General features: G+C 67.9%; 25 protein-coding genes and 1 tRNA gene. 11 read left to right on the forward strand and 15 right to left on the reverse strand.

The genetic code is table 11. The features are described 5' to 3' along the window. Nucleotides 1-27: 27 nt before the first annotated feature. Genes AHIS1636_RS16120 through AHIS1636_RS16130 form a run of 3 tightly spaced genes read left to right on the forward strand, consistent with a single transcriptional unit; the run spans nt 28 to nt 2,014 of the window. A complete protein-coding gene (locus AHIS1636_RS16120; protein ID WP_264796863.1) occupies nt 28-945 on the forward strand; it encodes a hypothetical protein in 918 nt (305 codons plus the stop codon). Next, complete coding sequence (locus tag AHIS1636_RS16125; RefSeq protein ID WP_264796864.1) at nt 942-1,394, forward strand: phage holin family protein; 453 nt, start codon at nt 942-944, stop codon at nt 1,392-1,394. The genes AHIS1636_RS16120 and AHIS1636_RS16125 overlap by 4 nt, the downstream gene beginning before the upstream one ends. Further along, nucleotides 1,391-2,014 carry a DUF3618 domain-containing protein gene (locus AHIS1636_RS16130; protein ID WP_264796865.1) on the forward strand — a complete coding sequence of 208 codons (624 nt, stop codon included), beginning with the start codon at nt 1,391-1,393 and terminating at the stop codon, nt 2,012-2,014. Before AHIS1636_RS16125 ends, AHIS1636_RS16130 begins: the two co-directional genes overlap by 4 nt. Nucleotides 2,015-2,095: 81 nt before the next feature. Here the strand turns inward: AHIS1636_RS16130 and glgX are convergent, their stop codons facing one another. The 6 genes from glgX to AHIS1636_RS16160 all read right to left on the reverse strand — a co-directional run bounded on the left by glgX (nt 2,096) and on the right by AHIS1636_RS16160 (nt 8,604). Next, nucleotides 2,096-4,174, reverse strand: coding sequence for a glycogen debranching protein GlgX (gene glgX, locus AHIS1636_RS16135; RefSeq protein WP_264796866.1), 2,079 nt, complete (start codon nt 4,172-4,174; stop codon nt 2,096-2,098). 23 nt (nt 4,175-4,197) lie between these two features. Next, on the reverse strand, nt 4,198-5,184 hold the full coding sequence (rlmB, locus tag AHIS1636_RS16140; protein ID WP_264796867.1) for a 23S rRNA (guanosine(2251)-2'-O)-methyltransferase RlmB: 987 nt from the start codon (nt 5,182-5,184) through the stop codon (nt 4,198-4,200). 85 nt (nt 5,185-5,269) lie between these two features. Next, nucleotides 5,270-6,742: a cysteine--tRNA ligase gene (cysS, locus tag AHIS1636_RS16145; RefSeq protein ID WP_264796868.1), complete on the reverse strand. Its 1,473-nt coding sequence runs from the start codon at nt 6,740-6,742 to the stop codon at nt 5,270-5,272. Continuing rightward, nucleotides 6,739-7,269, reverse strand: a complete 531-nt coding sequence (gene ispF / locus AHIS1636_RS16150; protein ID WP_264796869.1) for a 2-C-methyl-D-erythritol 2,4-cyclodiphosphate synthase — start codon at nt 7,267-7,269, stop codon at nt 6,739-6,741. Before ispF ends, cysS begins: the two co-directional genes overlap by 4 nt. Continuing rightward, the gene (gene ispD, locus AHIS1636_RS16155; protein ID WP_264796870.1) at nt 7,266-8,042 is read right to left on the reverse strand and encodes a 2-C-methyl-D-erythritol 4-phosphate cytidylyltransferase; all 777 of its coding nucleotides are present in this window, start codon (nt 8,040-8,042) and stop codon (nt 7,266-7,268) included. The genes ispF and ispD overlap by 4 nt, the downstream gene beginning before the upstream one ends. Nucleotides 8,043-8,121: 79 nt before the next feature. Then, entirely contained in the window at nt 8,122-8,604 is a 483-nt protein-coding gene (locus AHIS1636_RS16160; RefSeq protein ID WP_262107805.1) for a CarD family transcriptional regulator, read from the reverse strand. 253 nt (nt 8,605-8,857) lie between these two features. Between AHIS1636_RS16160 and AHIS1636_RS16165 the strand changes: the two genes are divergently transcribed. Further along, a complete protein-coding gene (locus AHIS1636_RS16165; RefSeq protein WP_264796871.1) occupies nt 8,858-9,418 on the forward strand; it encodes a hypothetical protein in 561 nt (186 codons plus the stop codon). 131 nt (nt 9,419-9,549) lie between these two features. On the opposite strand, the gene AHIS1636_RS16170 is transcribed toward AHIS1636_RS16165, so the two are convergent. Further along, complete coding sequence (locus AHIS1636_RS16170) at nt 9,550-10,230, reverse strand: winged helix-turn-helix domain-containing protein (RefSeq protein ID WP_264796872.1); 681 nt, start codon at nt 10,228-10,230, stop codon at nt 9,550-9,552. After that, nucleotides 10,227-11,423: a sensor histidine kinase gene (locus AHIS1636_RS16175; protein ID WP_373875866.1), complete on the reverse strand. Its 1,197-nt coding sequence runs from the start codon at nt 11,421-11,423 to the stop codon at nt 10,227-10,229. The genes AHIS1636_RS16170 and AHIS1636_RS16175 overlap by 4 nt, the downstream gene beginning before the upstream one ends. Before the next feature lie 195 nt (nt 11,424-11,618). On the opposite strand from AHIS1636_RS16175, the gene phoU reads away from it, so the two are divergent. Further along, a complete protein-coding gene (phoU, locus tag AHIS1636_RS16180; RefSeq protein WP_264796874.1) occupies nt 11,619-12,278 on the forward strand; it encodes a phosphate signaling complex protein PhoU in 660 nt (219 codons plus the stop codon). 70 nt (nt 12,279-12,348) lie between these two features. On the opposite strand, the gene AHIS1636_RS16185 is transcribed toward phoU, so the two are convergent. Next, nucleotides 12,349-13,104, reverse strand: a complete 756-nt coding sequence (locus AHIS1636_RS16185) for a phosphoglyceromutase (RefSeq protein WP_264796875.1) — start codon at nt 13,102-13,104, stop codon at nt 12,349-12,351. A gap of 213 nt (nt 13,105-13,317) precedes the next feature. Here AHIS1636_RS16185 and AHIS1636_RS16190 point away from each other — a divergent pair, with 213 nt between their 5' ends. Next, nucleotides 13,318-14,040, forward strand: a complete 723-nt coding sequence (locus AHIS1636_RS16190; protein WP_264796901.1) for a class I SAM-dependent methyltransferase — start codon at nt 13,318-13,320, stop codon at nt 14,038-14,040. Between the two features lie 12 nt (nt 14,041-14,052). On the opposite strand, the gene AHIS1636_RS16195 is transcribed toward AHIS1636_RS16190, so the two are convergent. Beyond that, on the reverse strand, nt 14,053-14,388 hold the full coding sequence (locus tag AHIS1636_RS16195) for a DUF2516 family protein (RefSeq protein WP_264796876.1): 336 nt from the start codon (nt 14,386-14,388) through the stop codon (nt 14,053-14,055). 28 nt (nt 14,389-14,416) lie between these two features. Then, nucleotides 14,417-15,574, reverse strand: a complete 1,158-nt coding sequence (locus AHIS1636_RS16200) for a trans-sulfuration enzyme family protein (RefSeq protein ID WP_264796877.1) — start codon at nt 15,572-15,574, stop codon at nt 14,417-14,419. Nucleotides 15,575-15,655: 81 nt separating this feature from the next. Between AHIS1636_RS16200 and tmk the strand changes: the two genes are divergently transcribed. The 5 genes from tmk to AHIS1636_RS16225 all read left to right on the forward strand — a co-directional run bounded on the left by tmk (nt 15,656) and on the right by AHIS1636_RS16225 (nt 19,755). Then, nucleotides 15,656-16,333: a dTMP kinase gene (tmk, locus tag AHIS1636_RS16205; protein ID WP_373875865.1), complete on the forward strand. Its 678-nt coding sequence runs from the start codon at nt 15,656-15,658 to the stop codon at nt 16,331-16,333. Further along, nucleotides 16,330-17,469 carry a DNA polymerase III subunit delta' gene (locus AHIS1636_RS16210; protein WP_264796878.1) on the forward strand — a complete coding sequence of 380 codons (1,140 nt, stop codon included), beginning with the start codon at nt 16,330-16,332 and terminating at the stop codon, nt 17,467-17,469. Before tmk ends, AHIS1636_RS16210 begins: the two co-directional genes overlap by 4 nt. A 56-nt stretch (nt 17,470-17,525) precedes the next feature. After that, the gene (locus AHIS1636_RS16215) at nt 17,526-19,064 is read left to right on the forward strand and encodes an alpha/beta hydrolase (protein WP_264796879.1); all 1,539 of its coding nucleotides are present in this window, start codon (nt 17,526-17,528) and stop codon (nt 19,062-19,064) included. An 80-nt stretch (nt 19,065-19,144) separates the two neighbouring features. Then, nucleotides 19,145-19,217, forward strand: a tRNA-Thr gene (locus AHIS1636_RS16220). 289 nt (nt 19,218-19,506) lie between these two features. Further along, nucleotides 19,507-19,755 (forward strand): SCO4226 family nickel-binding protein, encoded by a 249-nt coding sequence (locus AHIS1636_RS16225; RefSeq protein ID WP_264796880.1) that lies wholly within the window; start codon nt 19,507-19,509, stop codon nt 19,753-19,755. An 85-nt stretch (nt 19,756-19,840) separates the two neighbouring features. Here the strand turns inward: AHIS1636_RS16225 and AHIS1636_RS16230 are convergent, their stop codons facing one another. The 4 genes from AHIS1636_RS16230 to AHIS1636_RS16245 form a co-directional block, all read right to left on the reverse strand. After that, nucleotides 19,841-20,302: a hypothetical protein gene (locus AHIS1636_RS16230; protein WP_264796881.1), complete on the reverse strand. Its 462-nt coding sequence runs from the start codon at nt 20,300-20,302 to the stop codon at nt 19,841-19,843. A 3-nt stretch (nt 20,303-20,305) separates the two neighbouring features. Then, the gene (locus AHIS1636_RS16235; RefSeq protein WP_264796882.1) at nt 20,306-20,905 is read right to left on the reverse strand and encodes a bacterial proteasome activator family protein; all 600 of its coding nucleotides are present in this window, start codon (nt 20,903-20,905) and stop codon (nt 20,306-20,308) included. Between the two features lie 132 nt (nt 20,906-21,037). Then, on the reverse strand, nt 21,038-21,241 hold the full coding sequence (locus AHIS1636_RS16240; RefSeq protein ID WP_264796883.1) for a YbdD/YjiX family protein: 204 nt from the start codon (nt 21,239-21,241) through the stop codon (nt 21,038-21,040). Then, nucleotides 21,238-23,544: a carbon starvation CstA family protein gene (locus AHIS1636_RS16245; protein ID WP_264796884.1), complete on the reverse strand. Its 2,307-nt coding sequence runs from the start codon at nt 23,542-23,544 to the stop codon at nt 21,238-21,240. The genes AHIS1636_RS16240 and AHIS1636_RS16245 overlap by 4 nt, the downstream gene beginning before the upstream one ends. Between the last annotated feature and the right edge of the window lie 104 nt (nt 23,545-23,648).

Raw genomic sequence — 23,648 nt, forward strand, 5'->3', positions numbered from 1 at the left:
CTGACCGAACCAGGAGAAGGAACTGCTATGACGACCAACACCCCAGGTAACTATGACGACGACACCGCAGGCCTCGGCCCGACAGGCGGCACCTTTGGACGTCCGGGCGGAGTCGGCGGCGAGACCCTCCCGCCGGCACGGCCGGCCGAGCCCCTCACCGAACCGGTAACGACCTACGAGCCGGAGCAGTCCAAGTCCGAAACGGCCAAGCAGGAGGCCAAGGAAGTGGGCCGTGAGGGCGCAGCCGCCGGCCAGCACGTGGCGGAAACCGCCAAGACCGAAGCGAAGCAGGTTGCCCACGAGGCCAAGGAGCAGGCCCGCTCCCTGATGTCCCAGCTCGGCGACGACGTGTACAGCCAGGCCGGCACGCAGCAGCAGAAGGTTGCTTCGGGCCTGCGGTCCATCGGCGAAGAGCTCGCGTCCATGGCGCGGAACTCCGAGCAGTCCGGCAACGCGACCCATCTGGTCAGCCAGGCCTCCGACAAGGCCCACTCGGTCGCGGATTGGCTGGACAATCGGGATCCGGGATCGCTGCTTGACGAGGTCAAGCGGTTCGCCCGGCAGCGGCCCGGGGCCTTCCTGGCCATCGCCGCCGGCGCGGGACTGGTCGCCGGCCGGCTCACCCGAGGGCTGACCGCGGACAGCGGCACCTCGGGATCGGCCCGCAGGACCGGGACGGAGTACGACACACGGAGCGCGAGGGGCTTCGCAGCCCCGGACAGGCCGGCCGGATCCGGCTACGGCGGCGCCCCGGGCTACCCGGAAACCATCGGCTACCCGACCGCCACCCCGACCGGCGCCACGGACCGGTACGACACCTCCGGCTCGGTCGGCGGTGCGGCAGGATCGCCGGAGAGCATCAGCTACCCGGAGACGGACACCGATCTCGGTCGCGGCACGGCTATCCCGGAGCGGGATCCATTTGAAGGCGGTGGCAGCCGATGAGTGAGCGCTACCCGGAAGCCGGCAACCCTCCGCCGACAGAAGCCGAAGTCAAGGCCGAAACCAGCTCTCTTGGAGACTTGCTCTCCGACGTCTCACGCGACATGTCCGTGCTGATGCGCCAGGAGCTGGAGTTGGCGAAGGCCGAGGCCAAGGAGTCAGCCACCCGAGCCGGCAAGGGCGCAGGCATGCTGACCGGCGCCGGTATCGCCGGCCACTTCGTCCTGCTCTTCCTCTCGATCGCCCTCTGGTGGGGGCTCGGCCTCGCCCTGGATGAAGGTTCGGGCTACGTCTGGTCCGCGATCATCGTGGCCGTCATCTGGGCGATCATCGCAGCGATTCTCGCGGCCGCAGGCAAGAAGCAGCTGAAGAGCGTCCAAGGTATTCCGCGGACGCAGGAATCCGTCAAGAAAATTCCCGAAACTCTCAAACCAAGTGAGGATGCACGATGAGCCAGTCACCTGAAGAAATCCGGGCCGATATCGAACGCACCCGCGGCCGCTTGGGCACCGATGTAGACGCCGTCGCCGAGAAGGTCTCGCCGTCGAACATCGTGCACCGGCAGACCGACAAGGTGAAGGGCACCTTCAGCCGGGCCAAGGACAAGGTCATGGGGAGCGCGGACGACACCCTCGGCTCCGCCAGGTCCACCGTCCATGACACCGCTGATTCCGCCCGTTCCGCGGCCCACGACGCCGGCCACGCCGTGCAGGAGGCGCCGCACACCATTGCCCGCAAGACCGAGGGCAACCCGCTGGCGGCCGGCCTGATCGCCTTCGGCGCCGGCATGCTGGTCTCCTCCCTGTTCCCGGCCACCAGGGCGGAACAGCGCGCTGCCGAGCGCGTGAAGGAAGAGGCCCAGCCGCTTGTGGAGGAAGCCAAGGGCTCGGCCCAGCAGGTAGCCCAGGGCTTGAAGGAGCCGGCCCGCGAGGCGGCGGAACAGCTCAAGTCCTCGGCGCAGGATTCCGCCGAACACGTCAAGGAGGAAGGCAAGTACGCCGCCGAGGACGTGAAGTCGCGTGCCGACGAGGCCCGCACCAACGTCCAGGAGGACCAGCCGCGGCAGTACTAAGGCGCAGGCTGCACTGAAGGCGGCAACGCCGGCGGACCTTGGCGTCCGCCGTCGTTGCCGCCTTTGTGCGGCAGGAGGGATTCAGGCGCGGTAGATGCTGATCGAATTGGCGCCGATGATTTCGCGCTCCCCGCTCGCGATCCGGGCTCCGCGGCGGCGGTCGTCATAGTCGGAGGTGGTCAGGAGCAGCTCGAAGGTCCGGCCATGGTTCTCGGCGACGCCGAAATCCCGCAGGGCGGCGGAGCTGGGCATCAGGATCTTCCGCGGCTCGAGCCGGCCGTTGACGACCACGAGCCCGTCGATGCTGCCGTTGGGAGATCCCATCAGCAGCTGGACGGTGCGGCTGGACGGGTCCGTCCACTGGTCCTGGGTCATGGGCTCGCCGGCCTCGTTGAACCACAGCAGGTACGAGCCGTGTTCCGTGGCCGGATACCCATACGGCTGGTTGGCCAGGAAGATCCTGCGGATCCGCAGCAGCCGCCGGGTGGTCCGGAACATCTGCTCCTGCCGGTCGTCCGGCAGCCAGTGCAGCCAGCTAAGCTCGTTGTCCTGGCAGTACACGTTGTTGTTGCCGTGCTGGGTCCTCCCAAGCTCGTCCCCGGCGGTGATCATCGGGACACCGAGCGAAAGCAGCAGGGTGGCCATCAAATTCCGGGCCGCGCGGGCCCGGGCGTCCAGCACGGCGCTGTCACCGGTGGCCCCTTCGACACCGTGGTTGTAGCTGCGGTTGTAGTTGGAGCCGTCCCGGTTTTCCTCGCCGTTGTCCTCGTTGTGCTTGCGGTCGAAGGCCGTCAGGTCCGCCAGGGTGAAGCCGTCGTGGGCGGTGACGAAATTTACCGAAGCCAGCGGCCCGCGGCCGGAACCGGAGAAGACCTCGGCCGAGCCGGCGAGGCAACTGGCCAGCCGCGCCACCGAGGATCCGCTTCCGCCGTGGTTCAGCGCGTTGGCGTCCTCCAGCCAGAAGCTGCGGGCCGCATCCCGGAACCGGTCGTTCCAGTCCGCCCAGCCCTGCGGGAAGTTGCCCGTCTGCCAGCCGCCCGGGCCGACGTCCCACGGCTCCGAGATCAGCTTGGCCCTGGAAACCACCGGGTCGGCGGCTACTGCCTGGAGGAAAGGGTGGTTCGGGTCGAAGTGGTTGTTCCCGTCCCTGGCCAGGGAGACGGCCAGGTCGAAGCGGAAGCCGTCGATCTGGAATTCTTCGATCCAGTAGCGCAGCGAATCCACGACGAGCTGACGCACCCGGGGCTCGTTGAGGTTGAGGGTGTTGCCGCAACCGGTCGTGTCCAGGTAGTTGCCGTGTACCTCGTGGCGGTAGTAGGCGTGGTCGGCCAGGCCGCGGTACGAATAGGTGCGCTGGTGTTTGCCGCCCTCGGCCGTGTGGTTGTAGACGACGTCCAGGATCACTTCGAGCCCGGCCTCGTGCAGGGTCTTCACCATGGTCTTGAATTCGTCCAGCACGGCTTTGGGCCCCGCCCGGCGCGCCGCGGCCGTCGCGTACGCCTCGTGCGGAGCGAAGAAGCCGAGGGTGTTGTAGCCCCAGTAGTTGGACAGGCCGAGCTCCTGGAGATGCGGCTCGTCCAGGTGGAAGTGCACGGGCAGCAACTGGACCGAAGTGATGCCGAGGTTCAGCAGGTACTCAACCATGACGGGGTGGGCCAAACCGGCATAAGTGCCTCGCAGTTCCGCCGGAATCTGCGGGTGCAGCATGGTCTGGCCCTTGACGTGGCACTCGTAGATCACGGTGTCGCGCCAGGGAACCTGCGGCGGCCGGGCGCCGTCCCAGTCGAAGCCAGGTTCGACGAACACGGAATGGAAGATCCCGCCGTCGTCCGTGATGGCACGCGCGTACGGGTCCACCAGCAGCTGGCGGTGCTTCACCTGGCCGCCGCGGGGCCAGAAGCCGTAGCGGCTCCCCTCCCCCAGGCCGGACACCACCCCGTGGTGGATGCCGTCGGTCAGTTCGGTCAACGGGGCGCTGCGCCACTGTCCGCCGGCTGTGAAGTGGACATCCACGGCCTTCAGCTCCGGAGCGAAGACGGCCACGTTCACCAGGCCGCCGGCATCGATCCCCGCGTCGCTGACGCCCAGCGGAAAAGGCCTCGACAGGTGGTCGCGGCGGAGCCGGGGTTCGGCGGGGATCTTCTCTTGTGGTTCGGCCAAGGCTTTCTGCTTCCGGTGAAAGGCTACTGCCCGGCGCGCTGCCGGGAGACCTCGTAGAGGCTGATGCCCACGGCCATGGAAGCGTTCAGCGATTCCATGTCGGAATCGATGGGGATGGACACAATTTGGTCGCAGTGCTCGCGCACCAGGCGCGAGAGGCCCTTGCCTTCGGAACCCACGACCAGGCAGATCGGCTCCGTGGCCAGCTCCAGTCCGGGCAGCGACACGTCGCCGCCGCCGTCGAGGCCCAGGACGAAGATGCCCATGGACTTGAAGGCCTTGAGGGTGTTGTTCAGGTTGGCCGCGCGGGCCACCGGGACCCGGACGGCCGCACCGGCGCTGGTCTTCCACGCCGAGGCCGTCATGCCGACGGCCCGGCGCTCGGGCACGATCACGCCGTGGCCGCTGAACGCGGACACCGAACGAATGATGGCGCCCAGGTTGCGCGGATCGGTGATGCCGTCCAGCGCGACGAAGAGCGGGGCATTGCGGATGTAGCCCTTGGTGAACTTGGCCATGGTTTCCTCGGCCAGGTCCAGCGCATCCGGGTAATCGTAGGGCGGCACCTGCAGGACCAGGCCCTGGTGGACGGCGTCCTCCGTCATCCGGTCCAGTTCCGGCTTCTGCGCCTCGAGCACGGGGATGCCGCGCTCGGCCGCGATCTTCAGCGACTCCTTGACCCGGTCGTCCATCTCCACGCGGACTGCGACATACAGGGCCTTCGCCGGCACGCCTCCGCGCAGCGCTTCCACCACCGAGTTGCGTCCGGTGACCATCTCCTCGGCTGCCTTGCCGCCGGCCCGGCGGGCGGGAGCGGCCTTGCCGCTGGCCCGGCGGGCCGAGGAACGCTCGGCCAGCTGCTTGGCGCGGTACGCCTTGTGGTAGGGCCGGTCCTCGGCTTTCGGCGTCGGGCCCTTGCCCTCGAGAGCCTTGCGGCCGTGCCCTCCGGTGCCCGTGGTGGGGCCCTTCTTGGACTTGCGCACCGCTCCGGGGCGGGGTTTGTTGGCCATGTTACTTACCTTCGATCAGCTGGCAGCGTCTGCACCGGACCCGGCGGACGCCGGTCGCATTGGGATGATGCCGGTCAAATAGAGTTTAGCGGTCCGCCACGGACCACGTGGCGCCGTCCGCGGAGTCCGCTACCGTGATCCCGGCCGCAGCCAAGGTGTCCCGGATGGCATCCGCCCGCGCCCAGTCCTTGGCCTCGCGGGCCGAGCGGCGTTCCTCGAGCTGCGCGCGGACGAGGGCGTCGAGGGCCTGGTGTTCGAGGCCGTCGCCGGCGTCGCTGCGCCAGTGCGGATCCAGCGGATTGATGTACAGCACGTCCGTCATGGCGATCACCTGGTGCAGGGCCCGGTCCGCCGCATCTTTGTCCTTGGCGTCCAGGGCCGTGTTGCCGGCGCGGACCGCCTCGTGTACGGCGGCCAGCGCCTGCGGGACGTTCAGGTCGTCGTTCATTGCCGCTTCGAAGGCCTCCGGCACCCGCTCCCTGGATGCCGGCACCGCGGCCCCCTCGCCATAGAGGAAAGCCAGCGCCCGCTGCATGAAGCCTTCAATGCGTTCGACGGCGGCCGCGGCCTCCGCGAGGGAGCCCGGGTTGTAGTCCAGCGCGGAACGGTACTGTGCCTGTCCGAGGTAGTAGCGCACCACCAGCGGACGGGCGATCGCAAGCATCTCGGCCGGAGTCACGATGTTGCCGACCGACTTGGACATCTTTTCACCCTCGTAGGTGACCATGCCGTTGTGCATCCAGAAGCTGGCGAACCCGTGGCCGGCCGCCCGCGACTGCGCCACCTCGTTTTCATGGTGCGGGAACCGCAGGTCCAGCCCGCCGCCGTGGATGTCGAAGGCGGTGCCCAGGTACTTTGTGACCATGGCGGAGCACTCGAGGTGCCACCCCGGGCGGCCCGTGCCCCACGGACTGGGCCAGCTGGCGGTGGCAGGTTCGCCCTCCTTGTACCCCTTCCACAGCGCGAAGTCGCGCGGATCGCGCTTGCCCCGGGGACCGGCGTCGGGCGCGGCCTGCATGTCCTCGATGTTCTGCCGTGTGAGCGAGCCGTACTCCGCCCAGGAACGCACGTCGAAATAGACGTCGCCGGAGTCGTCGAGCGCCGGGTAGGCGTGGCCCCGGTCGATCAGCAGCTGGATCAGCTGGTGCATCTCCGGGATGTGCCCCGTGGCGCGGGGCTCATAGGTGGGCCGCGCGACTCCCAGCGTGTCGTAGGCGCGCTGGAAGGCCTGCTCGTAGCGGTAGGCCAGCGCCCACCAGGGCTCGTTGGCGATGGTCGGCGCGTCCTGGTCGGCGGGGTCGAAGGGTTCGAACGAGGCAGCCGACTTGGCGAGGATCTTGTCATCGATGTCCGTGACGTTACGGACGACCGTGACCTCATAGCCGCTGTAGCGCAGCCACCTGGTCAGCTGATCGAAGGCGATGCCCGAGCGGATGTGGCCGACGTGGGGATCCCCCTGCACCGTGGCTCCGCAGTAGTACAGGCCTACCTTGCCCGGCTCCAGCGGGACGAACTCGCGGATTTCTGCGGCGGCGGTGTCATAGAATCTCAGGCTCACCGCTCCAGATTAGCCGCGCCTGCGGCTTGGGGCGCAACTGCCATGACGACGGCGGTCGCGACGGCTGCGATGCCCTCGCCGCGGCCGGTGAAGCCGAGCCCGTCGCTCGTGGTCGCCGAAACGCTGACCACTGCACCGGCCGCTTTGCCCAGCACCGCCTCCGATTCCCCGCGGCGGGGTGCGAACTTGGGCCGGTTGCCGATGACCTGGACGGCAATGTTGCCGATCTCGAAGCCGGCGTTCCGCACGATCCGCGCCGCCTCACCCAGCAGCCGGACACCGGAGGCGCCGGCATACTCCGGGCGGTCTGTACCGAAATGCGTTCCGAGGTCGCCCAAGCCGGCCGCGGAGAACAGCGCGTCCGCGGCGGCGTGGGCGACGGCGTCGCCGTCCGAATGCCCCGACAGGCCGCGCTCGCCTTCCCAAAGCAGCCCGCCCAGCCAGAGGGGATGCGGCTCGTCGTCGGGGGCGAAGGCGTGCACGTCGACACCGATGCCGGTGCGCGGAAAATTGGGGGAGCCGCTCATTGTTGGCCTTCCTGTCCGGGTGCCGCAGCCGAGGCGAGCCGGCGGGCCGCCAGCGCCTCCGCCGTCATCAAGTCCAATTCGGTGGTGATCTTGAGGGCCTCTTCGGAACCGGGCACCAGGAAAACCGTCACTCCCCTGCGCTCGACGAGCATCGCGTCGTCCGTGATTCCTTCGGCGTCTTCGCCTGCGGACTCCAGCCAGCCGTGAGCCTCGGCCAAGATCCGGGCATCGAAGCCCTGCGGGGTCTGGACCGCGCGCAGGATGGCCCGCTCGGGAGTCCCGGCAACCTTCTCGCCGGCGATGCTGCGCTCCTGCGGCGAACTCGGACTCGCCGTCTTGATCGTGTCCGCCACCGGGACGGCGGGGATGACGGCCTGCGCCCCGGAAGCCAGCGCTGCTGCGACGCGGCGGAAGACCTCGGGCGGCGTCAGCGCACGTGCGGCATCGTGGACAAGGACGGCGTCCAGCCCGGGCCCCAGCCCGGCCAGCGCCCTGCCGACGGAATCCGCCCGGCTGCTGCCGCCCTCCACCACCGTTACCGGGGTCTTTCCGCCGGCGCGCGCGCAAATGCCGCGGAGCCTGGTGTCGCCCGGGGGAACCGCAACGCAGAGGCAGGCGGCCACGCCGGAGGCAAGGACCGAGTCGAGCGCATGTTCCAGCAGGGTGCGTCCTGCCAGTCCGACCTCGGCCTTGGGGATGCCGTAGCCGAGCCGCTGGCCGGAACCCGCGGCCACGATGACGACGCCAATACGGAGCGTGGGAGGTGTAGGCACGCGTCAAGCCTACCGGCACGAAAAAGGCGGCCGGTCCGTGGGGACCGGCCGCCGGGGCCTTCAGGGGCAGTCTAGGCTGCTAGGACGCAAGCACCTCGTCCAGCACTGCCGCCGCCTTGTCTTCGTCTGTCTTTTCCGCAAGGGCCAGCTCCGAAACCAGGATCTGCCGCGCCTTGGCCAGCATGCGCTTTTCGCCTGCCGACAGGCCGCGGTCCTGTTCCCGCCGCCACAGATCGCGCACTACCTCGGCAACTTTGATAACGTCGCCGGATGCGAGCTTCTCCAAGTTGGCCTTGTAGCGGCGCGACCAGTTCGTGGGTTCTTCGGTGAACTCGGCACGGAGTACGTCAAACACGTGCTCCAGGCCTTCCTTGCCCACCACGTCACGAACGCCTACCAGATCTACGTTCTCCGCCGGAACCTCAATGGTCAGGTCACCCTGAGCCACTCGGAGCTTGAGATACATCTTCTCTTCGCCCTTGATGGTGCGCATCTTGATCTCTTCGATCTTCGCAGCACCGTGGTGAGGGTAAACAACCGTCTCGCCGACCTCAAATACCATGTGGACTTTCCCCTTTCCCACAGACAAGTTTATCATGCCGCTTACGGTCTCCCCGGGCCGCCGGTCGGGCCCCGATCCGCGCCATTGCAGCGATTCGGCGCTGGCCACCCCTTGACGAAGAGCGACTTTGGTGCATGCGGCCGGGTTGGTTACGCCGGAGGAATCAAACTTTTGCCGGGACTGCCGGTAGGCTATGGCTGAGCTGTGTACAGCTCCCGCTCGATGTAAAGCCTTTGAATGAGGAGTCCCTGCCGTGAAGATTGCGCCGAAGAACCGTGTGCAGCGTGCCCTAGCAGTCGGCACCGCCGCGCTAGCCCTCCTGGGGTCCGCTGGGTGCAGCACCATTAACGACCAGGCGACTACCTACTCGTACGCCGCAAGCGACGGCATCGTGGCCAACGTCGGCCCGATCCTGCTGCGCAACCTAATGCTCGTTGCCGCCGACGGCGACTCGCAGGCACGGGTGCTGGGCACGGCCAGCAACACCTCCGACTCCCCCGTGCAGCTTACGGTGACCGGCACGGGCGGCACGGCGAGCGTCACTGTTCCCGCGAACGGCCAGATCCGCTTTGAGCAGGATGAGAACGAAACAATCGTCGATACCCCTGGCGCGGATCCGGGCGCACTGGTGAACATCGATGTAAAGGTCAACTCGGAGTCCACCGAGCTCGGTGTCCCCGTACTGGACGGGGCGCTGGCAGAGTACAAGCCCTTCGTTCCGGGCTCCGGGTCGGCCACCCCTGCGCCTGCCGAAAGCGGCGCCCCGGCTCCCTCCGGTTCCGCTACCACTGAAGCAGCCGAGGCCGGTCACTAATAGGGCATCGCCCCTACCGGACTCACGAAAAGGAGGGCCGCATCCTTGAACGGATGCGGCCCTCCTTTTCGTTTGCTTCGCCGGCGGGAGCCCCTGCGTCCACGCTTCTGCGCGCCGGACGAGGCGTCTGCCTAGGGCTCGAACTTGTAGCCCAGCCCGCGGACCGTCACCAGGTACCGGGGTGCGGACGGGTCCGGTTCGATCTTCCCGCGCAGGCGCTTAACGTGGACGTCGAGCGTCTTGGTGTCTCCGACGTAGTCGGAACCCCAGACCCGGTCGATCAGCTGCCCGCGGGTGAGGACCCGGCCCGCGTTGCGGAGGAGCATTTCGAGCAGTTCGAATTCCTTCAGGGGCAGCGAGATCGGTTCCCCGGAAACGCTGACCACGTGCCGTTCCACGTCCATCCGCACGGGGCCTGACTGCACCGTGTTGGAAATCAGCTCTTCCGGCTCGCCCTGCCGGCGCAGCACCGCCCGGACCCGCGCGACGAGCTCGCGGGATGAGTACGGCTTGGTGACATAGTCATCCGCGCCGAGCTCCAGGCCGACGACCTTGTCGATTTCGGCGTCCTTGGCGGTCAGCATGATGACGGGCACGTTCGAGCGCTGGCGCAGCTGGCGGCAAACCTCCGTGCCGGACTGGCCCGGAAGCATGAGGTCCAGCAGGACCAGGTCGGCGCCCGAGCGGTCGAACTCGACAACGGCGTCCAGCCCGTTGTCGACAACCTGCACTTCAAAGCCCTCTTTCCCCAGAAGATAGCTGAGCGGATCGCTCAACGACTCTTCGTCTTCGACAACCAAAATGCGGGTCAAGCACTAACTCCTTGCTCACGGGCCCCGTTGGAGCCCTTTTTTGTCGGCTCAGCCGGCTCGCCGCCGGCCTCCGTTTCCTCTTCGGCCTGGTCCATCTCCGGCAGGCGGACGGTGAAGGTCGATCCCTGCCCGGGCTGCGACCACACCGACACCTCCCCGCCGTGCTGGGAAATGATGTGTTTGACGATGCTCAGCCCGAGGCCGGTTCCGCCGGTCTGGCGGGAGCGGGCGGCGTCCACGCGGTAGAACCGTTCGAAGATGCGCTCCTGCTCTTCGGCCGTGATGCCGGGCCCCTGGTCGGTTACGGAGATGGTGGCGAGCCCCTCGCGGAAGCGCAGGCCCACGCCCACCTTGGAGTGTTCGGGCGAGTACCGGATGGCGTTCTCGATCAGGTTCCGCAGGGCGGTCATCAGCAGGTCGGGGTCCCCATAGACCTTCTCCTCGACCTTTCCGCCGACGATGATCCGGATGTCCTTGCTGTCCGCGGTCAGCCGGTTGCGGTCCACTGCCTCGGCCACCACCGAGTTCAGGTCCACGGCCGTGCCTGTCTGGACGACGTCGGCGCCCTGCAGCCGGGAGAGTTCGATGATGTCCTGCACCAGCGCGCCCAGCCGCGCAGCTTCCTTCTGCATCCGCAGCGCGAACCGGCGGACCGCCTCCTCGTCGTCGGCAGCGCCCTCGATCGCCTCGGCGAGCAGCGACAACGCCCCGACCGGAGTCTTCAGTTCGTGCGAGACGTTGGCCACGAAGTCGTTGCGCATGGCCTCGGTGCGGGTGATTTCCGTGCGGTCGTCGGCCAGCAGCAGGATGTAGTCGTCCCCAATCGGTGCCACGCGAACCTGCACAATGATGCTGCCCTGCCCGAACGGGCCCCGCGGCAGTTCCAACTGGCGCTCTTCGATCACGCCGTCGCGGCGGACCCTCGCGGTCAGCTCCAGGAGTTCTTTATGGACCACGGTGTGGCCGCGCACCAGCCCGTAGGCGTAGGCGCCCGGGCTTGCCCGCACCACGCCGTCGATCACGTCCACGATGACGTACGCACGTCCGACGACGGCGAGGACTTCCGCTGCGCCTTCACGGATGGTGGGCTCGGCAACCTCCACCTGGCGTCGCTGGCGTTCGCTGAGCCGGAAGGACAGCACGCCGAAGGCGCCCAGCAGCAATCCGACCAGCCCGGCCAGCAGGGCGATCATCAGAGGTTCCACGCCTCTAGCTTATGCCGCCGCGGACGTCACCCTCCTCGGATTTGGTGGCATTCGGTCAGGGGTTCAACTAACGTTCACTTAGAGAAGCACCGGATGTTAACGGCGCGGTGGCAGTCTCCACTGTGACTGTGACTACTGCGCGGTCGACTGAGTGTGGCTAAAGACAAAATGAAAGGACGGCCTGTGCGAAAGGTATTTCAAGCGGAGCTCCATCAGGTAGGCGAACAGCTGGTCGAGATCTCGCGGCTCGTGACCGAGGCCATCGAGAAGGCGAACACGGCTTTCACTACTGCGGATACCGAACTCGCGCAGGACGTCATCGCCTCCGATGCTCGGATCGACTTCCTCCAGAACAACCTGGACGAACGCGCCATCGAGATCCTGGCCCTGCAGGGCCCGGTTGCTTCCGACCTGCGCGTCATCGTGGGCTCGCTGCGAATGAGCGCCTCGCTCGAGCGGATGGGCGACCTGGCGCGCCACATCGCCCAGCTGGCCCGGATGCGCTACCCGGAACTGGTGGTCCCCGAGCACCTGCGCCCGACCTTCGACGAGTTCGCCGAGCAGGACATCGCCATCTCCAGGCTGCTGACCCAGTTGCTGGATACCCGGGACCTGGACCTCGCCCGCGATATCGCCCGGCGCAACGACCGGGTCAACGAGCTCCACGCCGGGATCTTCAAGGCCATTGCCGCCCCGGACTTCTCGGGCTCGCCCGCGACCGCCGTCGATGTTGCCCTGGCGAGCCGCTACTTCGAACGTTTCGCCGACCACGGAATTTCCGTGAGCCGCAAGGTGACCTACCTGGTGACCGGCGAGTGGACCGTCAACGGCGACGCCGTCTAGCCGGCATCCGAGCAGGCAGAAGGCCGGTTTCCGCTGCAGCGGAACCGGCCTTCTGTGTGTTTCGGGGCTGCTACTTCTTGCCCTGGTTGGCCACTGCCTCGATCGCCGCGGCTGCCGCGTCGGCGTCCAGGTAGGTGCCGCCGGCCTTGACCGGCTTCAGGTTCTCGTCCAGCTCGTAGACGAGCGGGATGCCGGTCGGAATGTTCAGCGCCGCGATGTCGTCGTCGCTGATGCCGTCGAGGTGCTTGACCAGCGCGCGCAGGGAGTTGCCGTGCGCGGTGACCATGACGGTGCGGCCGCTGAGTACGTCCTTGGAGATGTCCGATTCCCAGTAAGGCAGGAAGCGCTCCAGCACGTCCTTGAGGCATTCGGTCCGCGGGACCGAAGCCAGGTCTGCGTAGCGCGGGTCCTTCGCCTGAGACCATTCGCTCGAGTCGTCCAGCTCCGGCGGCGGGGTGTCGTAGGAGCGGCGCCACAGCATGAACTGGTCGTCGCCGAACTCCTCGCGGATCTGCGTCTTGTCCTTGCCCTGCAGGGCGCCGTAGTGGCGTTCGTTCAGCCGCCAGCTGCGCTTGACGTCGATCCAGTCGCGGTCAGCGGCCTCAAGGGCGATGTTCGCGGTGACGATGGCACGCTTGAGCCGGGAGGTGTAGAGCACGTCCGGGAGGATGCCTGCCTCGACCAGCAGCTCGCCGCCGCGCTTGGCCTCGGCCCGGCCCTGGTCGGTCAGGGGAACATCCACCCAGCCGGTGAAAAGGTTCTTCTCGTTCCAGTCGCTTTGGCCATGCCGCAGCAGAATCAACTTGTAGTTCGTCGAGGCAGTCATGGCGTTCATCCTATCCGCCAGCCCATGCCGGGCCCTCTCCCGTGCCGTGACGTTACGCACTCGGGCCTGCTGAATGGAACAACCGGGCGCCTGCGGCGTCTATTCTGTTTTCTCGTGCCGAGCTCCCGTCCCGCAGCTGCCGTCCGCCCGAAAAACGCCAAGCCGATCGGAGCGGTCACGCGGGGCACCACCAACCCGAACCGGCTGCGCCGGATGGACCGCTGGCTGTGCGGTCCGCGGGGAGCCCTCCTGCGCACGGCCGCGGACCCGCTCGTGATCGACTTGGGCTACGGCGCATCGCCGACCACCGCCGTCGAACTTCACCACCGGGTCTCCCGGCTGCGCCCGGACGTGGAGGTGATCGGCGTCGAGATCGAGCCGGACCGCGTCCTGCGGGCGAAGCCGCTGGAACGCCCCGGGCTGAGCTTCCGGCAGGGCGGGTTCGAGATCCCGGTGCCGGGGCGCCGGCCCGCGGTGGTACGGGCCTTCAATGTCCTGCGGCAGTACGCCGAGTCCGAGTACGGCGCGCACTGGGACACCGTGCGGGAGCGGCTGGCCCCGGGCGGGCTGTTCATCGACGGCACCTGCGACGAGATCGGGCGCCGGGCCACGTGGGTCGCGGTGGAGCCGGGCGGCCCGGTTTCGCTGAGCATCTCGCTGCGCTTCGGCGCGTTCGAGCGGCCCTCCGATGTGGCCGAGCGGCTGCCAAAGGCGCTGATCCACCACAATGTTTCCGGCGAACGCGTCCACACCTACCTGCAGGCGCTGGACCGGTGCTGGGCGGAATCCGCCGCCGTCGCGCCTTTCGGGAACCGCCAGCGGTGGCTGTCCATGTGCCGGATGATGCGGAAGGCCGGCTGGCCCGTGCAGGACGGCCCGGCGCGGTGGCGGCTCGGGGAAATCACCGTCGGCTGGGCGGCCGTGCGCCCGGACTAGGACGTCCCCTGCCTACCAGGGGCCGTAGGGCCCGTAGGCGCTGCCGCCGGAGCCCTTGAGCTCATTCAGCGCCGGCTTGACGTCCGCCAGGTAGACGGAGGCTGCGATCACGGCGGCCAGCTGGAACAGCATCCAGGTGCCCAACCCTCCGCCGAAGAGGGACAGCGCGCCGACCGCGGTCGCCGCGGCGGTCATGCCGATCCAGAAACCCTTTGTGCGCTTGAAAGCGGCCTGGAAGTGCTCGCCCTTGCGGCCCACGCAGTCGATGAGCGCCCACAGTTCGATGCCGAGGGCCACGTAGCCCAGGCACCGGTAGAGCCATTCCTGAATCTCATACGCAATCAGCACGTCTCCAGCCTAACGGGTCGGGGTCCGGTTAGTCCTGCACTTTCTGCAGTGCCCGGTCGAGGTCGGCCCACAGGTCCGCGGCGTTCTCGATTCCGACGGAGAGCCGCAGCAGGTGTTCGGGCACCGAGGCGGGCTCGTTGGCGTGGCGCCGGCGGCGCTCGATCAGCGACTCGACTCCGCCCAGCGACGTCGCGGGGGTCCACAACTGCAGGGCTTCCACCACCGCGTCCGCAGCCTCGGCGCCGCCCCTGACCGTGATGGCGATGATGGAGCCGAAGCCGTCCATCTGGGCGGCGGCCCGCTCATGTCCGGGGTCGCCGGGCAGCCCCGGGTAGCGCACGGCCTCCACGCGGGGGTGTTCCTGCAGCTTGCGGGCCAGCTCCATGGCCGTCGCCTGCGAGCGCTCGATCCGCAGGGCGAGGGTGCGCAGACCGCGCAGGGCCAGCCAGACCTCGAACGGCCCGGCGATCGCGCCGCGCAGCGAGCGGTAGGACAGCAGGCGAGTGCGGAGTGCGGGATCGGAGGTCACCACTGCGCCGAGTACGACGTCGGAGTGGCCGGCCAGGTACTTGGTGACCGAATGTACGACGACGTCGACTCCGCTGTTCATGGGGCGCTGGCCCAGCGGGGTGGAGAAGGTGTTGTCGGCGATCACCAAAGCCCCGGCGTCGTGCGCCGCCGCGGCAAGGACGCCCATCTCGGCGATCTCCAGCATCGGGTTGGTGGGGCTTTCCAGCCACAGGGCGTCGGCGCCCTCCAGGGCCGCCTTGACTGCCTCGGTGTCGGCGATGTCCACGGGACGGACCGTCAGGGCACCGCGATCGGCCAGGTCCTGCGACAATGCCAGGCTGCCCTGGTAGCTGTGCCGCGGCATCACGACGACGCCGCCGGAGGGCACCAGCGACAACGCGGCGGAGACGGCGGCGAGGCCGGAGGCGAAGACGAGGGCGGGAAGCTCCGAACCCTCCAGCTGGCCGAGGGTCTCCTCGAACGGATCCCAGCTCGGGTTCGCGTAGCGCCCGTAGGCACGGTCCCCTTCATAGACCTCGCCCTGGCCGACGAACGTCGAGGACAGCACCACCGGCGGGTTGACCGGGGCGTCGTGGGTTCGGTCGGGGCGGCCGCCGGCCACCACAACGGTGTCCGGCGCCAGGAATTCGGGATGCTGGGACGCGTGCTGGGTCATGCAAGAAGGGTAGACCCGGCGGCTCTCCACAGGATAACTGTGACTTCTTCGGCGCCCCGCCGGACCCGATAGGCTGGTCTGGTGACTTCCGTGAGCCATCCCCTGCCTGTCCCTGCGGCGGCCGCCGCGCCGGCGAGGAACGGCGGCTTGTTCATCGCTTTCGAAGGAGGCGACGGGGCCGGAAAGTCCACGCAGGCTGCCGCGGTCCAGGCCCGCCTGGAATCGATCGGCCGTACCGTGCTCCGCACCCGGGAGCCCGGCGGAACACCGGTGGGCGAGAAGCTGCGTGCCCTGGTCCTCGAGCACGGCCAAGGGGACATCGATTCGCGCACCGAGGCCTTGATCTTCGCCGCCTCGCGCGCCGCCCATGTCCGGCAGGTCATCGTGCCCGCGCTGGAACGAGGGGAGATTGTCCTGTGCGACCGCTTCATCGACTCCTCGGTGGCGTACCAGGGCGCCGGCCGCGGGCTCGGGCTCGAAGCCGTCCGCGAACTCAATCTGTGGGCAACCGGCGGAGTCCTTCCGGACCTCACGGTCCTGCTTGACGTGGACCCGGAACGCGGCCGCGACCGCCGTGCTGCGGAGGGCACCGAAGACCGGATGGAATCGGAGCCGGACGATTTCCACTCGCGCATCCGCGCAGCCTTCCTCGAGCTTGCGGCCGCCAGGCCGGAGCATTACCTGGTGCTGGACGCCGGGCAGGACCGGGCCGAGCTGACCGAGGCCATCATGGAACGGATCTGCGGGATGCCCGGATGAGCGTCTGGACAGACCTTCCCGGGCAGGACGCCGTGGTGGAGCAGCTCGGCCGTGCCGCGGCCGCCGAGCACCCGCACCATGCCTGGCTGTTCACCGGGCCGCCCGGTTCCGGCCGCTCCAACGCGGCCCGCTCCTTCGCTGCCGCCTTGGTCTGCGAGCAGCCCCGGGCCGAGGACCGCGGCTGCGGGGAATGCCATGCCTGCCGCACGGCGCTGGCCGGCTCCCACGCGGACGTGTCCGTCATGGCCACGGAGAACGTCACTTTCCGGATCGAGGACGTGCGCGAGTGGGTGACCAAGGCGCAGGACAAGCCGTCCTCGGGACGCTGGCGCGTGATCATCATCGAAGACGCGGACCGGATGACCGAACGCACCACCAACGTACTCCTCAAGGCCATCGAGGAGCCTCCGCCGCGGACCGTCTGGCTCCTCTGCGCGCCGAGCCCGGCGGACGTCCTGGTCACGATCCGCTCACGCTGCCGCCCGGTGGGCCTGCGGATACCGTCCATCGGCGACGTGGCCGAACTGCTGGTCCGCAGGGACGGGGCCAGCCCCGAGCTGGCCGAGTTTGCCGCCCGCGTTTCGCAGAGCCACATCGGCGTGGCCCGCCGGCTGGCACGGAACGAGGACGCCCGGACCCGCCGGGATACCATCGTCCGGCTCCCCCTCCGCCTCCGCGGAGTCTCGGACGCCGTGATGGCCGCGGGCGAACTGGTGGAACTTTCCAACGCGGAAGCGGCGGCGGCTGCCGAGGAACGCAATGCAGCCGAGCGGGAGGCCCTGCTGCACACGCTGGGAGCACCGGAAACCGGAACGCTGCCGCCGGCCATCCGCAGCCAGCTCAAGGCGCTGGAGGAAGAGCAGAAGCGCCGGGCCAAACGCAGCGTGAGCGACTCGCTGGACCGGGTGATGATCGACCTGACCACGTTCTTCCGCGACGTACTGACGCTGCAGCTGGGAACCCGGACGGAGCTCGTCAACGAGTACCTGAGGCCCGAGCTGTCGGCCTTCGCGGAACAATCCTCCCCCGAACAGACGTTGGACAGACTGGACGCGATTGCCCAGGCCCGCAAGCGCCTGCAGACCAATGTGGCGCCCGTGCTTGCCATGGAAGCCATGGTGGTCAGCCTGCTGTGAAGCAGCGTCCGGTCCCCGACTCCCCCTTGCCGACGACCCAGGAGTGGAATCCTTTAATGCGCCAATCACCGCGCCGAAGCCGCCGTGCCCTCACAACCGGAGCGGCCGCCGTCGTACTCCTGATGCTTGCGGGCTGCGGGCTGCTCCCCCAGCCGCCGGGGCCGTCGGCCTCGGGGAACGCCGCGGATCCGGGCACGGTCGACCAGGCGCTCAAGTCCTATTACACGCAGGACGTCGCCTGGGAGGACTGCGAGCAGCAGTTCCAGTGCGCCAAGGTCGAGGTACCGCTGGACTACGCCGAGCCGGACGGCAAACGGATCGAGATCGCGGCCATCCGCAGCTCGGCCGGTAACGGCTCGAAGGGTTCCATTCTGCTGAATCCGGGCGGCCCGGGCGGCTCCGGCTATGACACGGTGAAGGACTCGCTCGCATACATGACCACCGAGGAGCTGCGCCGGAACTACGACATCGTCGGCTTCGACCCGCGCGGCGTGAAGCGCTCGGCGCCGGTGAAATGCATGTCGGACAAGGAGAAGGACGAAGCGAGGCAGGTCCAGTACGACCTGGACACGGACGCAGGCCTGGCCGAGGCCGCGCGGGACTCCAAGGAGTTGGCCCAGGAGTGCGCCGAGAAGACCGGGGAGGTGCTCGGCCACGTGGACACGGTCAGCGCCGCCAAGGACATGGACATCCTGCGGGCCGCGGTGGGCGACGCGAAGCTGAACTACCTCGGCTTTTCCTACGGCACTTTCCTGGGCGCCACCTACGCCGACCTGTTCCCCGAGCGAGTGGGCCGCCTGGTGCTGGACGGCGCCCTGGATCCGTCGCTGAGCAATGCCGAAGTCACCTTGGGGCAGGCCAAGGCGTTCGAGGCCGCCATCCACAGCTACGCGGAGAGCTGCCTGCAGTCGTCCGACTGCCCCATGGACGGGACCGCCGACGACGCGGTGGGGCAGATCCGCGACCTGATCGCCGCGGTGGAGGACAACCCGATGACGGCCGCGGACGGCCGGCTGGTCACCGTCGGCATGTTCGTTTCCGGCTTCATCGTCCCGCTCTACAACGACCAGAACTGGCCCGCCCTGACCGCGGCGCTCAAGGGGGCGTTCGGCGGGGACCCGACGGAGATGCTGAGGCTCTCGGACCTCGGTGCCGAGCGGCAGCCCGACGGCAGCTACACCGGCAACAGCACCGAGGCCTTCACCGCGATCAATTGCCTCGACTACCCGATGGAGTCGGGCCTGGACGCCATGCGCGAGGAAGCCAAGGCGCTGGAAGACGCCTCCCCCACCCTCGGCCGCTACCTGGCCTACGGCGGGACAACCTGCGAGAACTGGTCCTATGACGCCGTGCGGACGCCGGCACCGGTGAAGGCCGAGGGCGCGGATCCCATCCTGGTTGTCGGCACCACCGGAGATCCGGCGACGCCGTACGAGTGGGCCGAATCCATGGCCGCGTCCTTCGAATCCGCGTCCCTGCTGACCTTCGAGGCCGAGGGCCATACCGCCTACAGCCGCGGCAACAAGTGCGTCCAGGACGCCGTGGACGCCTACTTCATCGACGGCACGATGCCGAAGGACGGGGCGGTTTGCTGAACCTGTTTTGACCCGCGCGCGGATGCTCTCCTATAGTTATTCCTTGTGGATTCCGCCCGGCGCAGCCGAGTGAATCCTCCGCCTCCTTAGCTCAGTCGGTAGAGCGTTTCACTCGTAATGAAAAGGTCGCCAGTTCGATTCTGGCAGGGGGCTCCGAACAAAAGCCCTCGGAATCCGGCCGGATTCCGAGGGCTTTTTCCTTATCCGCTGCCCCCGGACCGGTCAGCGGCTGGCTGGACCGGCCTGTTGCCTGACCCCTCAGGTTCCCGCCGCGGGCCATTGTCATGGTTCCGCTGGGAAGAGCACTATGGAACTAGGATTCCTGGGCAGACCTGTCGAATCCGCGCCGTTCCTGATGGTGCCGGCGCCAACCGCCATCCTCCGGAACAGCGGACGCCGAACAGCGCCCGTTCAGCAACATGGCCAAGAAAGGAACGTCATCATGCCTGAGTTCATGGATGTTCATCACAACATGGTCGGGATTACCGCCGAGGCGCTGAGGGAAGCGCACAATGCGGACCTTGCGATCCAGGACGATGAGAAGGTCGTCTTCAAACAGGCCTGGGCAGATCCCGAGAGCGGCGTCGTCTACTGCCTGTCCGAAGCGCCGTCAGCCGACGCTGTGCAACGGATCCACGAGCGCGCCGGCCACCGCGCGGATGAGGTACACCCGGTCCCGCTTGTGGTCTGATGTCTCCGCACGCGGTGCCCCGGGCGCCGGGCGAACCGAATCCCTGCTTCCGTGCGAAGCGGGGATTCTTCGTTTCGGCGCACTGCTAGCGCGCGTCCCGCCCCTCCAGCAGCCGGACCGCCTCGGCGACGTCCTCGACGACGATTGCCGCCCGCCGTCGTACGCTTTCCGCTGCCCGGGCCGAACCTGCCGCATCGGTCGCCAGCCGCGCCATGGCCGCTGCCTCGGCGGCGGCCGCGAGGGAATTTCCGGCCTTGGACAGGCAGCGGTGGACGGCCGACAGGCTGCCGCCGGGAATGTCCAGTCCGTCGCTCGGGTGCAGCTTCTGGGCCTGCGCGCAGCACCCGCGGACCTGCGGCAGCTGCGCGGACAGTTCGTTGGCGATCACGACGAGCTCGTCATAGAGTGCGTCGTCCGCTACGCCCTCAAGGACCTGGTGGTAGCGGTCCAATCCGCGCATGAAGCGGTCGTGCGTTCGCCGCCAGATGCCCTTGCCCAGCTCCTTGTCATCCCGGCGGGCCTGCCGGGCGGCGCCGAAGAACTCCATCCGCTACAGGTACTGGCCGGGGCGCGGGTGGGCCGGTGCGTTCTCCGATTCGGATCCTTCGGCGCGGCGGGGCTCGCCGTCCTCGCCGATGACGACGCCGGGCGCGATGACGGTTCCCGGCGGCAGCTGGCGCAGCTGCAGGCGGGCGGCCATCTGCTGGGTTGCCGCCTGCTGGGCCGCGATGGCGGTCTGGATCCCGTGGAAGAGGCCTTCGAGCCAGCCGACCAGCTGGGCCTGCGCGATCCGCAGTTCGGCATCCGAGGGGATCGAGTCGTCGCCGAAGGGCAGGTTGATGCGTTCGAGCTCGTCCATCAGCTCGGGCGCCAGGCCGTCCTCGAGTTCCTTGATGGACCGCTCGTGGATCTCCGCCAGGCGGGTGCGTGCGGCGTCATCCAGCGGGGCGCTGCGCACCTCCTCGAGCAGTTGGCGGACCATGGTGCCGATGCGCATGACCTTGGCCGGCTCGTCCACCAGGTCATGGAGCGAGGTGCCCTTCTTGGTGCCGTTCTCCTTGGCCGGGGCCCGGTCGGCGTCCGTTTCGCCGGCCGCCAGCGCGCCCTCGAGCACCGGATCGTCCGCCTGCGGTGTCTGCTCGTCAGTCATGGTCTCATCTTGCCAGAGGATCGGAACATTCCGGCTTGACATGGGCAGGTCCCGCCGACGTACCGCGACAGAAGAAGGCACCGCCCGGACGCTGTGCGCCAGCGGGCGGTGCCTTGGAGGGTGCCGGTGGCGTCAGCAGCAGCGGCCTTGGGGGTTGCGGTCCTGCCGGTCCGTCTTGTCCCGCCAAAACTCCCGCTCGGTCATCGGTGCGACGCCGGGGTGGGCGCGCCGGTGGAAGTCCAGGTAGTCCCGGTAGGCGTTCTCACCCATCATTCCCTTGAAGAACCAGACAAATCCGTGCCAGCCCTCGCGCGCGCGTTCCAGTGCGTGGTTCATGACCGCTGCCCGTGATGGTGCGCACGCTCCAGCCGAAGCTCATCCGGCAGCTGGTTCCACTGCTTTTCCAGCTCGCGTTCGGCCGGCGTGGCGATCAGGCCGGCCGGTGCGTAGGTGGCCGAGACGGTGGCGGGCTCCTCGTTGGAGATTCCGCCGCCCCGCTGCCATGCCCTGATCGTGGCGGCGATCGCCGTCGCAATTACAATGATGGTCAGCACCACGAACACGATGGACAGCGTGCCCTGGACCGTGGTGTTGCGGACAACCGCCTCCATCTCCGCCACCGACTTCGCGTTGCCGAAGCTGGTCTCGCCGGAGGCCAGCGCGTTCCGGTACGCCGCGTTATTGGCCCAGTAGCCCACGCGCACATCCTGGGAGAAGATCTTCAGGATGGACGCCCAGATGGTGATCACCGAGGCAAACGCCAGCGGCAGTGCCACAATCCAGATGTACTTGAAGGCGCCGCGTTTGGCGACGATGGCCAGGCAAACCGCGAGCGCGATGGCGGCCAGCAACTGGTTGGCGATGCCGAACAGCGGGAAGAACGTGTTGATGCCGCCGAGCGGATCCGTGACGCCGAGGATCAGGATGTACCCCCACCCGGCGACCATGATGGCCGTGCAGATCCATACGCCCGGCCGCCACGAGACGTCCTTGAACTGCGGGATGAAGTTGCCGATCGTGTCCTGCAGCATGAACCGGGCCACCCGGGTCCCGGCGTCGACCGCGGTCAGGATGAACAGGGCCTCGAACATGATGGCGAAGTGGTACCAGAAGCCCATCATGCCGAGGCCGCCGATCAGACCCTGCATGATCTGCGCAAGCCCGACGGCAAGTGTGGGCGCGCCGCCGGTACGAGAGACGACGGATTCCTCGCCGACGTTCTCGGCCAACTGGGTCAACATGTCCGGCGTCAGGTTCACCCCGGCCAAACCGAGGCTGTTGACGAAGGCGACTGCGCCCTCCACGGTACCGCCGGTGGCGGCGGCCGAGGAGTTCATCGCGAAGTAGATCCCGCGGTCGATCGAGAGCGCCGCAACCAGCGCCATGATGGCCACGAATGACTCCATCAGCATGCCGCCATACCCGATGAAGCGGCTCTGCCTTTCCTTGTGCAGCATCTTCGGCGTCGTGCCGGAGGAAATCAGCGCGTGGAATCCGGACAGGGCGCCACAGGCGATGGTCACGAAGAGGAACGGCCACAGCGCACCGGGAACCACGGGCCCGTCCACCCGGCCCGCGAATTCGCTGAAGGCCGGGACGTTGATCTCGGGCCGGACCAGCACGATGGCCACGGCCAGCATGATGATGGTGCCGATCTTCATGAACGTGGACAGGTAGTCGCGCGGGGCCAGCAGGAGCCACACCGGCAGTACGGCGGCGATGAAGCCGTAGACGATGATGCCCCAGGCGATGGTGGTGCGGTCCAGCGTGAACAGGGCCGAGCCCCAGTCGGTTTCGGCGATCCAGCCGCCGCCGGCGATGGCGGCGATCAACAGCACGAACCCGATGATCGAGACCTCGCTGACCTTGCCCGGACGCAGGAAGCGCAGGTAGATGCCCATGAAGAGCGCGATCGGGATGGTCATCGACACGGAGAAGACGCCCCACGGGGACTCGCCCAGCGCGTTGACCACCACGAGCGCGAGGATGGCCACGATGATGATCATGATGGCCAGCGTGGCGATCAGCGCGGCCGTGCCGCCGATGAGCCCGAGCTCCTCGCGCGCCATCTGGCCCAGCGAGCGGCCGCCGCGGCGCATCGAGAAGAACAGCACCAGGTAGTCCTGCACCGCACCGGCCAGGATCACGCCGATGATGATCCAGATGGTTCCGGGCAGGTAGCCCATCTGCGCGGCCAGCACGGGTCCGACAAGGGGCCCGGCGCCGGCGATCGCGGCGAAGTGGTGGCCGTACAGCACCCGCCGGTCCGTGGCGACGTAGTCCTTGCCGTCTGCCTTGTACTCGGCCGGCGTCGCCCGCATGTCGTTAGGCTTCGTGAGCTTGTTCTCGATGTACTTCGAGTAGAAGCGGTAGGCGATGAAATAAGTACAGACCGCGGCGAAGACGAACCAGATGGCATTGATCGTCTCGCCGCGGACAAAGGCAATCATGCTCCAGCTCACGCCTCCGAGCAGGGCGATGCCGATCCAGATGGCGATCTTCCCGGGCGTCCATTTCCGGTCTTCGGCGTCGACCACCGCCGGATCCAGGGCGACGGGCGGCAGGTTCGGGTCCTGGACCAACACTGTGGAATCCGGGTCCGGGTCCCGTCCAGGCAGTGGTGCGGATGTCTGGCTCATGATGCTCCCTCGATCAACGAAGCGACCTTATATTTGCAGGCTAACAGCAGCATGCTATGGGTCACAGCGTTTGGTCGCTAAATCTGGCTCCGGTCGAGGACCAT

The sequence above is a fragment of the Arthrobacter mangrovi genome (assembly GCF_026011795.1).
Lineage (GTDB): Bacteria > Actinomycetota > Actinomycetes > Actinomycetales > Micrococcaceae > Crystallibacter > Crystallibacter mangrovi.

Bases quoted from the DNA above. Each gene is read 5' to 3' on its own strand.
- AHIS1636_RS16130 (WP_264796865.1), top strand. From the start codon at position 1,391: ATGAGCCAGTCACCTGAAGAAATCCGGGCCGATATCGAACGCACCCGC.
- AHIS1636_RS16215 (WP_264796879.1), top strand. From the start codon at position 17,526: ATGCGCCAATCACCGCGCCGAAGCCGCCGTGCCCTCACAACCGGAGCG.
- AHIS1636_RS16120 (WP_264796863.1), top strand. From the start codon at position 28: ATGACGACCAACACCCCAGGTAACTATGACGACGACACCGCAGGCCTC.
- AHIS1636_RS16125 (WP_264796864.1), top strand. From the start codon at position 942: ATGAGTGAGCGCTACCCGGAAGCCGGCAACCCTCCGCCGACAGAAGCC.
- rlmB (WP_264796867.1), bottom strand. From the start codon at position 5,184: ATGGCCAACAAACCCCGCCCCGGAGCGGTGCGCAAGTCCAAGAAGGGC.
- AHIS1636_RS16230 (WP_264796881.1), bottom strand. From the start codon at position 20,302: ATGGAGTTCTTCGGCGCCGCCCGGCAGGCCCGCCGGGATGACAAGGAG.
- AHIS1636_RS16210 (WP_264796878.1), top strand. From the start codon at position 16,330: ATGAGCGTCTGGACAGACCTTCCCGGGCAGGACGCCGTGGTGGAGCAG.
- AHIS1636_RS16200 (WP_264796877.1), bottom strand. From the start codon at position 15,574: ATGACCCAGCACGCGTCCCAGCATCCCGAATTCCTGGCGCCGGACACC.
- AHIS1636_RS16235 (WP_264796882.1), bottom strand. From the start codon at position 20,905: ATGACTGACGAGCAGACACCGCAGGCGGACGATCCGGTGCTCGAGGGC.
- AHIS1636_RS16245 (WP_264796884.1), bottom strand. From the start codon at position 23,544: ATGAGCCAGACATCCGCACCACTGCCTGGACGGGACCCGGACCCGGAT.
- AHIS1636_RS16240 (WP_264796883.1), bottom strand. From the start codon at position 21,241: ATGAACCACGCACTGGAACGCGCGCGCGAGGGCTGGCACGGATTTGTC.
- AHIS1636_RS16185 (WP_264796875.1), bottom strand. From the start codon at position 13,104: ATGACTGCCTCGACGAACTACAAGTTGATTCTGCTGCGGCATGGCCAA.
- AHIS1636_RS16190 (WP_264796901.1), top strand. From the start codon at position 13,318: ATGGACCGCTGGCTGTGCGGTCCGCGGGGAGCCCTCCTGCGCACGGCC.
- ispF (WP_264796869.1), bottom strand. From the start codon at position 7,269: ATGAGCGGCTCCCCCAATTTTCCGCGCACCGGCATCGGTGTCGACGTG.
- AHIS1636_RS16225 (WP_264796880.1), top strand. From the start codon at position 19,507: ATGCCTGAGTTCATGGATGTTCATCACAACATGGTCGGGATTACCGCC.
- AHIS1636_RS16175 (WP_373875866.1), bottom strand. From the start codon at position 11,423: ATGATCGCCCTGCTGGCCGGGCTGGTCGGATTGCTGCTGGGCGCCTTC.
- AHIS1636_RS16160 (WP_262107805.1), bottom strand. From the start codon at position 8,604: ATGGTATTTGAGGTCGGCGAGACGGTTGTTTACCCTCACCACGGTGCT.